At 72.0% G+C, this 12,280-nt stretch carries 13 protein-coding genes; 6 read left to right on the top strand and 7 right to left on the bottom strand.

Annotated elements, in window-relative coordinates:
• Positions 1–95 precede the first annotated feature (95 nt).
• Together WQO_RS05905 and WQO_RS05900 are read right to left on the bottom strand one after the other, a co-directional pair.
• A complete protein-coding gene (locus WQO_RS05905; protein ID WP_010057137.1) occupies positions 96–533 on the bottom strand; it encodes an SPW repeat protein in 438 nt (145 codons plus the stop codon).
• 196 nt (positions 534–729) lie between these two features.
• On the bottom strand, positions 730–1,377 hold the full coding sequence (locus tag WQO_RS05900) for a fasciclin domain-containing protein (protein ID WP_010057138.1): 648 nt from the start codon (positions 1,375–1,377) through the stop codon (positions 730–732).
• Between the two features lie 219 nt (positions 1,378–1,596).
• On the opposite strand from WQO_RS05900, the gene WQO_RS05895 reads away from it, so the two are divergent.
• From WQO_RS05895 to WQO_RS05875, 5 genes are read left to right on the top strand one after another with little or no spacing between them, the layout of a single operon-like run.
• Positions 1,597–2,871 carry an NAD(P)/FAD-dependent oxidoreductase gene (locus tag WQO_RS05895; protein WP_010057140.1) on the top strand — a complete coding sequence of 425 codons (1,275 nt, stop codon included), beginning with the start codon at positions 1,597–1,599 and terminating at the stop codon, positions 2,869–2,871.
• A complete protein-coding gene (locus WQO_RS05890) occupies positions 2,865–3,590 on the top strand; it encodes a DUF1365 domain-containing protein (protein WP_079055529.1) in 726 nt (241 codons plus the stop codon). The genes WQO_RS05895 and WQO_RS05890 overlap by 7 nt, the downstream gene beginning before the upstream one ends.
• Positions 3,587–4,852 carry an SAM-dependent methyltransferase gene (locus WQO_RS05885; protein WP_010057143.1) on the top strand — a complete coding sequence of 422 codons (1,266 nt, stop codon included), beginning with the start codon at positions 3,587–3,589 and terminating at the stop codon, positions 4,850–4,852. Before WQO_RS05890 ends, WQO_RS05885 begins: the two co-directional genes overlap by 4 nt.
• On the top strand, positions 4,849–6,201 hold the full coding sequence (locus WQO_RS05880) for an SAM-dependent methyltransferase (RefSeq protein ID WP_010057144.1): 1,353 nt from the start codon (positions 4,849–4,851) through the stop codon (positions 6,199–6,201). The genes WQO_RS05885 and WQO_RS05880 overlap by 4 nt, the downstream gene beginning before the upstream one ends.
• Positions 6,198–7,001 (top strand): DUF1295 domain-containing protein, encoded by an 804-nt coding sequence (locus WQO_RS05875; RefSeq protein WP_010057145.1) that lies wholly within the window; start codon positions 6,198–6,200, stop codon positions 6,999–7,001. The genes WQO_RS05880 and WQO_RS05875 overlap by 4 nt, the downstream gene beginning before the upstream one ends.
• Positions 7,002–7,064: 63 nt before the next feature.
• On the opposite strand, the gene WQO_RS05870 is transcribed toward WQO_RS05875, so the two are convergent.
• The 5 genes from WQO_RS05870 to WQO_RS05850 form a co-directional block, all read right to left on the bottom strand.
• Positions 7,065–8,435: a cryptochrome/photolyase family protein gene (locus WQO_RS05870; RefSeq protein WP_032747690.1), complete on the bottom strand. Its 1,371-nt coding sequence runs from the start codon at positions 8,433–8,435 to the stop codon at positions 7,065–7,067.
• A 38-nt stretch (positions 8,436–8,473) separates the two neighbouring features.
• On the bottom strand, positions 8,474–9,226 hold the full coding sequence (locus WQO_RS05865; RefSeq protein WP_010057147.1) for an anti-sigma factor: 753 nt from the start codon (positions 9,224–9,226) through the stop codon (positions 8,474–8,476).
• The gene (locus tag WQO_RS05860; protein WP_010057148.1) at positions 9,223–9,807 is read right to left on the bottom strand and encodes a sigma-70 family RNA polymerase sigma factor; all 585 of its coding nucleotides are present in this window, start codon (positions 9,805–9,807) and stop codon (positions 9,223–9,225) included. Before WQO_RS05860 ends, WQO_RS05865 begins: the two co-directional genes overlap by 4 nt.
• 113 nt (positions 9,808–9,920) lie before the next feature.
• Positions 9,921–10,358, bottom strand: coding sequence for an ABA4-like family protein (locus WQO_RS05855; protein ID WP_010057149.1), 438 nt, complete (start codon positions 10,356–10,358; stop codon positions 9,921–9,923).
• Complete coding sequence (locus WQO_RS05850) at positions 10,355–11,269, bottom strand: hypothetical protein (protein WP_010057151.1); 915 nt, start codon at positions 11,267–11,269, stop codon at positions 10,355–10,357. Before WQO_RS05850 ends, WQO_RS05855 begins: the two co-directional genes overlap by 4 nt.
• Before the next feature lie 177 nt (positions 11,270–11,446).
• Between WQO_RS05850 and WQO_RS05845 the strand changes: the two genes are divergently transcribed.
• A complete protein-coding gene (locus WQO_RS05845; protein WP_029181977.1) occupies positions 11,447–12,160 on the top strand; it encodes a MerR family transcriptional regulator in 714 nt (237 codons plus the stop codon).
• The last annotated feature ends 120 nt before the right edge of the window (positions 12,161–12,280 follow it).

Below are 12,280 nucleotides of genomic sequence, written 5' to 3'. Positions count from 1 at the left end.
TGCCCCGGGCCCCGCTCCTCAAGCGCCGGAGGGGCTGAGAGCCCCAGGCCGACGTGAGGAGCGGGGTCGTAGGGGGTGCGCCTCGTGCTCGTCCGTCACGTGCTGCGCATCCTCGTCGCTGCTCCCGCGCAGACCATGCCCAAGAGCACCGTCAGTCCGCCGACGATGATGTTGTTGATCATGATTCCCGCGTCCGGGCTGCTGCCCACCACCCAGGTCGACACGATGATCCACGCCCCGATGGCGCACATCGCCCAACTCAGGCCGTACATGCGCTCGGGCATCACGGTGAAGCCGAGAGCCAGTACCGCGATGGCGATCCCCATCACCAGGTTGTGCGTGACCAGGGCAGGCTGGCTCGCCGTGAAGTGGAGCACCCACGGGGAGACGGCGCAGTAGAGGCCGACGAGGAAGACCGGCGCGTCCACCAGCGCCACATCGCGGCCGCCCATCACGCGGTCGTACCGTGCACGCATTTCGGAGGCGTCGGGGTGGCCCGACAAGTCGCTCCTCGCGTGTGAGACGTTGCTCATGAGTTTTCGTCTCCTTCGGTCCTGCGGGCCCTGCCGCTGTGCGGATGGGTGCGGCAGGCACCCATACCTCCATAGTGCGCTTATCCGGCGCTTATGTGTACATTTCGGGCGGGGTTTTTCCCGGGTACGACGAGGGGCGGGCACCCGCGTGCACCGCGGCTGCCCGCCCCTCGTCGATGGGGGAGTCGGTGGAGGACTACTTCGGGGGCATCAGGACCGTGTCGACGATGTAGACCGTCGCGTTGGCGGTCGGGACATTGCCGCAGACGACCTTCGAGTTGTCGTTCACGGTGTACTCCGTGCCCGAGCCGGCCGTCGTCAGCTTGCTCTTCTCCAGGGTGTCGAAGGACCCCTTCTCCAGCTGCTGCGGCGTCAGCTTCTCGCCCACCACGTGGTAGGTGAGGACCTTGGTGAGCTCGGCCTTGTTCGCCAGCAGCGCGTCCAGGTCGGCCTTCGGGATCTTCGCGAAGGCGTCGTTGGTCGGGGCGAACACCGTGATGTTCTCGGCGTTGTTGAGCGTGTCGACCAGGCCGGCCTGCTTCACGGCGGCCACCAGCGTCGACAGCTCCTCGTTGTTCGAGGCGGCCGTCGCGACCGGGTCCTTCGCCATGCCGTCGAACGAGCCCGCGCCTTCCTTCGGCACCGAGGAACAGGCCGGGCCGAACGGCTCGTTCATGGTCGCCGAGTCGTCGGCCGAGGGGCTCGCCGGCGCGGAGGCGCTGGGCGTGGAGCCGGCTGCCGAGTCCTTGGAGGAGTCGTCCGACGAGCAGGCGGTCAGCGCCAGCGGCAGCACGGCTGCTGCGGACACGGCGACGGCTGCGCGGCGGAAGAGGAGCGTGTTCATGGCGTTTCTCCTGGATCGGGAGGGTCGTGTTGAGAGGGGTCTGTCCTGACACAGGGGGTTCGGCGCCGGGGCGGCCGGCGGATTGGTCCCGGACTCCTCATTCACCCGTTCGGAGCAGATCCGGTGATCGACCAATCCGTTCGGCCACCGGCCACGAATGGCACGTGAGGGGCGCTCCAGCAGCGTTCCGACCAGGCGGAAGAACCGGAGGGAGCCGGAATGGCAGGGGAACGGCGGCGCACGGCCGTGGTGGGGGCCGGAGTGGCGGGACTGACCGCCGCCCACGTTCTCCGCGACGCTCATGAGGTGACGCTCTACGAGGCGGACGACCGCGTCGGCGGTCACGCCCACACCCATGAGCTGGCGGCGTCCGACGGCCGGGTCCACCGGGTCGACTCCGGGTTCATCGTGCACAACCGGCGGACGTACCCGAACCTCCTGCGGCTCTTCGACGAACTGGGCGTCGACACCCAGGAGTCCGAGATGTCGATGTCCGTACGCTGTGAGGGCTGCGGTCTGGAGTACGCCGGAGCCCGTGGCCCCGCCGGGCTCTTCGCGCAGCCGCGCTCCGCCGTGCGCGGCCCCTATCTGCGGATGCTCGCCGAGGTGCCGCGCTTCCACCGTGCCGCCCGGGCCCTGCTGGCGCTGCCGGAGAGCGGGGCGAGCGGGATGACGCTGGGGGAGTTCGCCCGGCGCGGGCGCTTCTCGCCGTACTTCCACGCCCACTTCCTGACGCCCATGGTCTCCGCCGTCTGGTCCTGCGACCCGGTCACCGCCCTGCGCTACCCGGCTCGCTATCTCTTCCGCTTCCTCGACCACCACGGCATGCTCACCATCGGGAACTCCCCGGTCTGGCGCACCGTCACCGGCGGGTCGCGCAGTTACGTCGACCGAGTCGTCAAGCAGCTCGCCGCCGTGCACACCGCGACCCCGGTCCGCGCCGTCACCCGGCACGCGGAGGGCGTCGACATCACCACCGAGGACGGCACGACCACCCCGTACGACTCCGTCGTCATCGCCACCCACCCCGACCAGGCGCTGCGGATGCTCGCCGACCCGACCGAGGCCGAACGCAGCACGCTCGGCGTCTTCCGGTACTCCCGCAACCCGACCCTGCTGCACACGGACACCACGCTGCTGCCGCGCGCCCGAGGGGCCAGGGCGTCCTGGAACTACCTGATGCCCTCGTGCGCCGCCGACGCCGACCGGGTGACCGTCAGCTACGACATGAACCGGCTCCAGCGGCTCGACGCCCCGGACGCCTTCGTCGTCACGCTGAACGGCGCCGACCGGGTCGACCCGGACACCGTCCGCGCCCGCATGGTCTACCAGCACCCCGTCTACACCCCGGAGTCGGTCGCGGCGCAGACCCGGCTGCACACCCTGTCCGGCCCCGTGACCGCCTACGCGGGGGCGTATCACGGCTGGGGCTTCCACGAGGACGGCTGCCGTTCGGGGGTCGAGGCCGCCGCCGCCCTGGGGGTGAGGTGGTGAGCGCCCTCTACCCGTGCACCATCACGCACGTACGGAACAGGCCGACGAAGTACGCGTTCCGGCACCGGACCTATCTGTGGCTGATCGACCCCGACCGGCCGCCCGAGCTGCCGCGCGCCCTGCGACCGCTGGCCCGGTTCGACCCCCGTGACCACTTCGGCGGCACCGCCCCCACCATCCGGGCCGGTCTCGACCGTTTCCTGCGGGCCCGGGGCGTGGAGCTGGGCGACGGCACCGTCACCATGCTCACCCAGGCCCGGGTGTTCGGGTACGTCTTCAACCCGATCACCGTCTACTGGTGCCACCGCGCCGACGGCAGTCCCCTCTGCGTCGTCGCCGAGGTGCACAACACGTACGGCGGGCGGCACGGCTACCTCCTGCGCCCCGACGGGAATGACCGTGCCGCGACCGGCAAGGAGTTCTACGTCTCGCCGTTCTTCCCCGTGGACGGCGGCTACCGGATGCGGCTGCCCGAGCCCGGGTCCCGGCTCGACCTGAGCGTCCACCTGGAGCGTGAGGGGGCGCGCCCGTTCACCGCGACCGTACGGGGCGCCCGCCGCCCGGCCACCTCCCGGGAGCTGGTGCGCCTCGCCCTGCGCCACCCCCTCTCCACCGTCCTCGTCTCCGCCGCGATCCGCCTGCACGGAATCCGGCTCTATCTGCGCGGACTCCCCGTGCAACCCCGTCCCCCGCACCGCACACAGGAAGGCATGCAGTGACCGCTCCCACCTCGGCGCTGCCGGCAGAGCACACCCCCGGGACCGACCCGGAACGCTGGCCCGACATCGTCACCCTGCCCCGGGTCTCCCGCGCCCGGACCGCCGTCGCCGAACGCATCGTCCGCCACGCGCTCGGCGGGCTCCCCCTGCGCGCCCGGCTCGCGGGCCAAGGCGACATCGGCCTCGGCGGGCCGCTCATGGACATCCGCGACCCCGACGCCTTCTTCCGGCGGATCGGGGCGAGCGGACTCATCGGCTTCGGCGAGTCCTACATGGCCGGCGAGTGGGACGCACCCGACCTCGTCGCCGTGCTGACCGTCCTCGCCGACAACGCCGCCGACCTCGTCCCCCGCTCCCTGCAACGCCTGCGCGGCATCTGGCATCTGCGCAGGCCCGCCGCGCAGATGAACACCCCGGAGGGCTCCCGGGACAACATCAGCCACCACTACGACCTGTCCAACGAGCTGTTCGCCCTCTTCCTGGACGAGACGCTCTCCTACTCCTCCGCCGTCTTCCGCGGCTTCCCCGCCGAACAGGACCTGCTGCCCGCCGCCCAGCACCGCAAGATCGACCGGCTGCTCGACGCCGCCGGGGTCACCGACGGCACCCGGCTGCTGGAGATCGGCACCGGCTGGGGCGAACTGGCCATCCGCGCGGCCGCCCGCGGCGCCCGGGTCACCACCGTCACCCTCTCCGCCGAACAGCGTGAACTGGCCCGGGTCCGCATCCGCGAAGCCGGGTTCGAGGACCGCGTCGAGGTACGGCTGAGCGACTACCGCCATGTCACGGGCGACTACGACGCCATCGTCAGCGTCGAGATGATCGAGGCGGTCGGCGAGGAGTTCTGGCCGGTCTACTTCCAGACGCTCGACCGGCTGCTCGCCCCCGGCGGCCGGGTCGCCCTCCAGGCCATCACCATGCCCGACGACCGACTGCGCGTCAGTCGCTCCACGTACACCTGGATCAGTAAGTACATCTTCCCCGGCGGACTGCTGCCCTCCACCGAGGCCGTCGAGCGGATCACCACCGGCCACACCCGGCTGCGCACCACCCAGCGCATCCGGTTCGGCGCGCACTACGCCGAGACGCTCCGGCTGTGGCGGGAACGGTTCACCGAGCGGACCGCCGAGGTCGACGCCCTCGGCTTCGACGCCGTCTTCCGCCGGATGTGGACCTTCTACCTCGCCTACTCCGAAGCGGGCTTCCGCTCCGGCTATCTCGATGTGCAGCAAATGCTGCTGACCCGTGAGGAGACCGCGTGACCACCTCCGCCACCAGGCCGCCCGCCCGGCGCACCCCGACCGGGGCCGCCCAGCGTGTCGAACCGCTGATCGAGCGGTTCCTCGGCGGCGGACTGCCGGTCCGGGTACGGATGTGGGACGGCAGCGAGACCGGGCCGCAGGACGCCCCCACCGTCCATGTGCGGACCCGCAGAGCGCTGCGCCGCCTGCTGTGGGAGCCGGGCGAACTCGGCCTCGCCGAGGCCTACATCACCGGGGACATCGATCTCGACGCCGACCTCGGCGACGGGCTGCGCGCCATGCGCCGCGCCGTCCGCGAACGCGGCCTCACCGCCCCCGCCCCCGCCCTCGCCGACCGCGTCAAGGCGGCCGGCCTCGCCCTGCGCCTCGGCGCGGTCGGCCCCCGGCCGCCGGTGCCCGCCGCCCGCGCGGGACTGCGCGGGGAACTGCACAGCAAGGCCCGGGACCGGGCGGCGATCAGCCACCACTACGACCTGTCCAACGCCTTCTACGCCCTGCTGCTCGACGAGACGATGGCGTACTCCTGCGGCTACTGGACCAGCGACGCACCCGACTACGGCCCGGCCGACGCCCAGCGCGACAAGCTGGAGCTGATCTGCCGCAAGCTCGGACTGCGGCCCGGCGCACGGCTGCTGGACATCGGCTGCGGCTGGGGTTCGCTGACCCTGTACGCGGCCGAGCGCCACGGCGTCCGCGTCACCGCCGTCACCCTCGCCGCCGAACAGGCCGCGTACGTACGGAAGCAGGTCGAAAGCCGTGGACTCGGTGAGCTCGTCGAGGTGCTGAACATCGACTACCGGGACATCGCGGAGCGGCCCGGGACCCGGGGCGTGTACGACGCCGTCTCCACCATCGAGATGGGCGAGCACGTCGGGGACGCCGAGTATCCGGCGTTCACCCGGATCCTGCACGACGTGCTCCGGCCGCAGGGCCGGGCCATGGTCCAGCAGATGTCACGCGGTACGACCGCCCCCGGCGGCGGCGCGTTCATCGAGTCCTACATCGCCCCCGACATGCACATGCGGCCGCTCGGCGACACCGTCGCCCTGTTGGAGGGATCGGGGCTGGAGGTCCGCGACGTCGAATCCCTGCGCGAGCACTACGTGTGGACGGTGGAGGCGTGGCGGCGCACCCTGGAGGAGCGCTGGGCGGAGTTCGTCGCCATGGTGGGGGAGGAGACCGCGCGGGTGTGGCGGCTCTATCTCGTCGGCGGCGCCCTCGCGTTCGAGGAGCGGCGGATGGGCGTCGACCAGATCCTGTCCGTACGGCCCGACGCGGTCGGCTCCGCCGCGATGCCCGCCACCCGGCGCGACTGGTACGCACCGGACGGGCCGGAGGAGAAGCGGTGAGCGGCTTCGCCTGGGCCGCGTTCGCGAGCGGGCTCGCGGGCGCGGCCGTCGCCGCACTCGGCGTCATGCTCGTCACCTTCGCCGTCGCCCTGAAGAAGGGCGTGCACCGGATCGTCGACGTCGCCTGGGGCATCGGGTTCGCCGCCGTCGCGCTGGTCTCCTACGGCCTCTCGGCGGGCGAGGGCGACGACGCCCGCCGACTGCTCGTCACCGCGCTGACCGTGATCTGGGGGCTGCGCCTCGCGATCCACATCGGGCGGCGCGGGAAGGGCCACGGAGAGGACCCGCGTTACGAGAAGATGCTGGCCAAGGCCCCCGGGAACCCTCAGCTGTACGCTCTGCGCAAGGTGTATCTCCTCCAGGGCGCGCTGGTCTGGCTCGTCTCGCTCCCGGTCCAGGCCGCGCAGTACCTCACCGCGCCGCTCGCCTGGTGGGCCTGGGCGGGGGTGCTGCTGTGGGCGGTCGGGCTGGCCTTCGAGGCGATCGGTGACGCCCAGCTCGCCCGGTTCAAGGCCGACCCCGCCAACAAGGGGAAGATCATGGACCGGGGGCTGTGGTCCTGGACCCGCCATCCGAACTACTTCGGCGACTTCTGCGTCTGGTGGGGCCTCTTCCTCTTCGTCTGCCAGGCGCCGGCCGCCGCTGCCGCCACCGTCGTCGCCCCGCTGGTGATGAGCTTCCTGCTGACCAAGGGCAGCGGCGCGGCCCTGCTGGAGCGTCATATGGCCGACCGGCCGGGCTTCGACGCCTACATGGCCCGGACGAGCGGCTTCTTTCCGAGGCCGCCACGCCGGGTGTGAGAACCCGGAAGGGGCCTGTTCCGCAGCCGCGCGGAACAGGCCCCTTCCGGGTGGTCGTACGGGTCAGCCCAGGCCACGCGCGCGTTCGAAGCGGGACCGCGCCTCGGCCAGGTCCACCACCGGGTCGGGATAGCCGATGCCCGCCCGGTCCGGGCCCGCCAGCTTCCAGGGCTCGTGGATCGCGGACCCCTTCACCTCCGCCAGCTCCGGCACCCACCGCCGTACGTAGGCGCCGTCCGGGTCGAAGCGCTTGCCCTGGACCACCGGGTTGAGGATCCGGTTGGGGCGGGTGTCCGTGCCGGTGCCCGCCACCCACTGCCAGTTGAGCTGGTTGTTCGCCATGTCCCCGTCGACCAGCAGGTCCAGGAAGTGCCGGGCGCCCACCCGCCAGTCCACGTACAGCGTCTTCGTGAGGAAGCTCGCGGCCAGCATCCGGCCCCGGTTGTGCATCCAGCCCTCGTGCGCGAGCTGCCGCATCGCCGCGTCCACCAGCGGAAAGCCGGTGAGCCCCGTCTTCCAGGCGTCGATCTCGTCCGCGTCGGAGCGCCAGCGGTCGTGGCGCGGCCGGTAGTCGGACCAGGAGGCGTCGTGGCGGGCCGCGAGGACCTGGTGGTGGAAGTCGCGCCAGGCCAGCTGCCGCACGAACGCCTCACCGCCGGGGCCGCCCTTCTCGCGTGCCCGGTTGGCCAGTTCGGCGGCGGAGACCGTACCGAAGTGCAGATGGGGGGAGAGCCGGGAGGTCGCGTCGCCGGCGAGGTCGTCGTGGCCGTCCTCGTAGTCGGCCATGGGGCCGTGCAGCCAGGACGCCACCAGCTTGCGGCCCGCCTTCTCGCCGCCCCGTGCGAGGCCGGGGGAGAGGTTCTTGATGGTGTCCCGGTCCGGGAGCGCGTCGCCGGACACGCCGTCGGGCACCCGGACCGTGCGGGGAGCGGTCAGTGTGCCCCGTACTCCCTCCGCCTCCCAACGGCGGAAGTACGGGGTGAACACCGCGAAGTGGTCCTTGCCGCCTGTCGGGACCACCCGGCCCGGAGGGAGCGCGGTGACCACCGCGTCATGGACGCGCAGATCGCAGCCGGTGCCCGCGAGGGCCTCCCGGACGCGTTCCTCGCGCTGTGCCGCGTACCCGCTGACCCCGGCGGCGATGTGCACGGATTGAGCCCCGGTCTCCTCGACGACCCGTTTCACCTCGCGGGCCGTCCCGCCCCGGCGGACGATCAGTCTGCCGTCGCGGTCACGGAGTCCGGCGTCCAGGTCCGCCAGGCAGTCCGCGAGGAACGCCAGCCGGTTGGGCGCGTCGAACCCGGCCCGGTGGACGGCGTCGTCCCGCACGAACAGCGGGACGACCTCGTCCGCGTCCCGCAAGGCGGCACGCAGCACCGGATTGTCGTGCAGACGCAGGTCGGAGGTGAACAGCACCACCGCGACACTACTCATGGAACGGGCGCTCCCTTGCGGTACTCATCGGTGAGACGTCAGGCGGTCGGGAAGTCCATCAGCGCCACCGGATCCGAGGTCGGTTCGGCGGAGCCCCCGGCGGGCTCGACCGTGATGCCCATCCCGGACGCCTGGTCCACCGGCCCGTCCAGCAGGACGGCGTCGTCGCCCGCCTTGGGGTCCATCAGTCCGGCCGAGCGCATCGTGCCCTCGTCGTTGTACCAGAGCTGGTAGACCTTGCCGCTCGGCGGCGGAGCCATCCCCGAGGCCAGGAACACCGCGCGGTTCTGGCTCTGCGAGACGACGACGGTGCCGCGGGCCCCGCCTGTCAGCTCGCCCGACGAGGTCTTGGCGTCGGAGGCCGAAAGCACCTGCGCCACCTGCTCGTTCTGCCGCTGCGCCTGGTTCGCCTCCTGCTGCGCGTCCTGGGCCAGCTGGTTCTGCCAGACCGCGACCCCGCCGAACGCGGCGGCCGCCGCGACGCAGGCGGCGAGCGCGTAGGCGTACCACCGGCCGGTGCGTCCGCCGCCGCCGGACCGCTCGCGCCGGCCGTGCGACGGAGCCTCCTGGCGTACGGTCGTGATGTCCCGCAGCACCCGGTCGCGCAGCTCGCGCGGTGGGGGCTCGGCGACGGCGAGACCGAGCCGGGCGGCGGTCGCCGACAGCTCCCGCACCTCCTGGGTGCAGGCCTCGCAGTCCTCCAGATGCCGCTCGAACGCCCGCTGTTCGGACTCCGGCAGCGCATGCAGGGCATAGGCCCCGGTCAGCGTGTGCAGTTCGGCCGTGCTCATGCGCTCACCCCCAGGCAGTCGCGCAGCCGGATCAGGCCGTCGCGGAGTCGTGTCTTGATGGTGCCCAGCGGCACGGCGAGAAGTTCGGAAACCTCACGGTAGGTCAGGCCCTGGTAGTACGCCAGGGTCACCGACTCCCGTTGCAGCTCGGACAGCGTGCGCATACAGCGCCTTACCTGCTCTCTCTCCAACCGGGTCTCGACCTGTTCGGACACCTCGTCGAAGGCGGGCGTCCGATCCAGAAGCGCCGCCTTGTGCTCCCGGGCGGCGGCCGCCTCGGCGGAGCGGACCCGGTCGACAGCCCGGTGGTGGGCCAGGGTCAGCACCCAGTTCATCGCGCTGCCCCGGGATGCCTGGAAGCGGGGCGCGGTGCGCCACACCTCCACCAGCACCTCCTGCGCCACCTCCTCCGACTGCGCCGGGTCGCGGAGGACACTGCGCACCAGGCCGAGGACGGGCCCGCTCACCGCGTCGTACACCGAGGCGAACGCGTCCTGGTCACCCCGCGCGACCCGCACCAGGAGTTCCTGGAGATCGGGACCGGGGGAGGGCACCCCACTGATGTGTACGGCTTCGTTCACGCGGGTTTCCTCCCGGGGCGATCGCTGGTTCCGGAAATGGTTCGGAGCCGGCGGCCGTGCGGATTGGTCGGATCTCCGCGATCTTCCCAGACCGGGCCCGGGAGACGCGTGACTCAGGCGGCCAGCGTTTCGCGCCGCCGCAGACGGATGGTGCGGACCGCGAGGAAGATCAGCAGCCCGAACGGCGACAGCAGGATCGTCAGCACCAGGAGCGGGCCCATCAGCAGCGGTGAGAGCCCCAGCTTCCGGCTCTGGAGGTACATCCACTGGCCGAGCAGGAGATCCCAGGCGATCACCTGCGCCCAGACGGCCCCCGCTCCGCCGGCCAGCGCCGTCAGATCGCGGAAGGTGCCGATGTCCGGGCTGCTCACCGCCGTCCACAGTTCCGGGAAGACCGGGACGGCCAGGACGGTGTAGACGGCGAGCACCGGCAGCACGGTCAGCGGGGACGCGGCGACGCGGGCGGTGCCGGACCAGGTGGGAGCGAAGATCATCAGCAGCCAGAACGGGGCGGCCAGATAGAACGTGATCTCGAAGAGTGCACCGGTCATGCCACAGGCTCCTGTTCGGCGGCGGTACGGGACGGGCGGGCGGGGGCGGTCGGGCGCAGTGCCCTCCAGGTGCCGTACGCCACCGCCGCGAGGATCGCTCCGGCGGCGGCGAGCGTGGCCCCGTCGGGGTGGATCAGGGGCTGGCCGCGGAGCGCCTGCCAGGTGATGAGCGCGAGGAGCGCCGCGTAACCGCCGACGGCGACCCGGACGAGACGCAGCCGCACCCCGGCGTCGCGCAGCCGGACGAAGCGGGGTGCGAGGAGCACCAGCGCCATGAGGAGGAGCGGCAGCAGCTGAAGTGCGTGCATGCCCACGAAGTGCGGGGCCCGCAGATCGCCGCCGGTCGTGGACCAGCCGGTCAGGGGCATGGACGGGCCGCCGTCCGGTACGCCCACGGAGTGCGCGCCCATCGTGTCGGCGGCGTCGACATTCCCGGCGGCCTGCGGGGTCTCGCTCGGCAGCGTCATCAGGAACCCGAGTCCCGCGCCGGCCAGGGCGATCAGCAGTCCGCCCCGGACGGCGAGGGCCGTCGCACGGTCGGTGATACGGGTGCGCAGCAGCAGGACCGCGATCACCAGGGTGGCCGCCCACAGCACGACGATGGTCATCCCCATCGCGTTCCACAGCGCCGAGTCGAAGGCGGTCGCGGTGTTGAAGTGGCTGCGCTTCCCCCGGACGACCTGCACGGTGATGATCACCATCTCGATCAGCCCCGTCAGCACGACGACGTGCCCCGCCCACCGGCCGGTCCGTGGCCCGCGGGTGAGGAGCGTCAGCATCCAGGCCAGCGTCAGGCAGTACACGACGAAGGACACGCTGAACTTGAACGGCTTCGCCCAGATCGGCGCCCCCACCAGAACCCGGTCGTCGACCACGAGGCCGACGGCGGAGATGACGGCGGGAGCGGCCATCGCGGCGGAGAAGACGACTAATGGGCGATGCCAGGAACGCCATGAGGGCATGGAAGACCCCCTGTGGTGATGCGGTGGTGACGCGATCATTATGGATAGCCGTACTGTCTGCTATCCGATAGGGGGACTATCTATGATGGGGGCGGTTTCTGGCAAGGGCGGAAGGGCGAACACGCGGTGCGCATCGGTGAACTGAGTCGCAGGTCCGGGGTTCCGGTGCCGACGATCAAGTACTACCTACGTGAAGGGCTGCTGCCCGCAGGCGAGTTGACCAGCCCGAACCAGGCGCATTACGGCCCCGGGCACGAGCGCAGGCTGCGGCTGATCCGGGCGCTGCTGGATGTCGGCGGCCTCCCGCTCGCGGCCATCGGCGAGGTCCTGCGGGCCATGGACGACCCCGGGCAGCCGGTGCACAAGGTGCTCGGGGCCGCGGCGGACCGCGTCACACCGACCGGCGGGGAGGCGGCGGGGCCCGACCTGGAGGACGCGCGCGAGGAGGTCGCCGAACTGGTGCGGCGGCGCGGCTGGCAGGCGGACGAGCGGGGCGCCGCCGCGGAATCGCTGGCGGGGGTGCTGTGCGCGCTGCGCAGGGCCGGGCACGGCGGGTACATCGACCTGCTGGACGTCTACGCGGACGCGGCGGAGCCGATCGCCCGCGCCGACCTCGACTACGTGCAGCGGCGGGTGGCGCGCGAGGACCTGGTCGAGAGCGTCGTGGTGGGGACCGTGCTGGGCGAGGCGATGTTCGGCGCGCTGCGGAGGCTGGCGCACATCGACGTGTCGTTCCGGCGCTTCGAGTCGCCGGAGCATCTGTCCGGGCCGGTCGAGCCGGTCGAGCCGGGAGGTCCGGGGGGCTCCGGTGGCGGGGAGGCGGGCGCTGCGGGCGACTGAAGCCCGGCGCGTCGGGCGCCCGGTCGCGCCCCCGATCGAACGGACCCCGCCCGCCGCGATGTGCGGCGGGCGGGGTCCGGGATCTGCTCGTCGTGCAACCAGGTGAGCTCGCGGTCAGGC

Source organism: Streptomyces globisporus C-1027, assembly GCF_000261345.2.
Lineage (GTDB): Bacteria > Actinomycetota > Actinomycetes > Streptomycetales > Streptomycetaceae > Streptomyces > Streptomyces pakalii.
Note: the sequence above shows the minus strand (reverse complement) of the source record. Positions and strands in the feature narration are given on the sequence as shown.

What these genes read in the sequence shown, in the direction of transcription:
- WQO_RS05905 (WP_010057137.1), bottom strand. Translation starts at nt 533, where the DNA reads ATGAGCAACGTCTCACACGCGAGGAGCGACTTGTCGGGCCACCCCGAC.
- WQO_RS05900 (WP_010057138.1), bottom strand. Translation starts at nt 1,377, where the DNA reads ATGAACACGCTCCTCTTCCGCCGCGCAGCCGTCGCCGTGTCCGCAGCA.
- WQO_RS05895 (WP_010057140.1), top strand. Translation starts at nt 1,597, where the DNA reads ATGGCAGGGGAACGGCGGCGCACGGCCGTGGTGGGGGCCGGAGTGGCG.
- WQO_RS05870 (WP_032747690.1), bottom strand. Translation starts at nt 8,435, where the DNA reads ATGAGTAGTGTCGCGGTGGTGCTGTTCACCTCCGACCTGCGTCTGCAC.
- WQO_RS05865 (WP_010057147.1), bottom strand. Translation starts at nt 9,226, where the DNA reads ATGAGCACGGCCGAACTGCACACGCTGACCGGGGCCTATGCCCTGCAT.
- WQO_RS05855 (WP_010057149.1), bottom strand. Translation starts at nt 10,358, where the DNA reads ATGACCGGTGCACTCTTCGAGATCACGTTCTATCTGGCCGCCCCGTTC.
- WQO_RS05850 (WP_010057151.1), bottom strand. Translation starts at nt 11,269, where the DNA reads ATGGCCGCTCCCGCCGTCATCTCCGCCGTCGGCCTCGTGGTCGACGAC.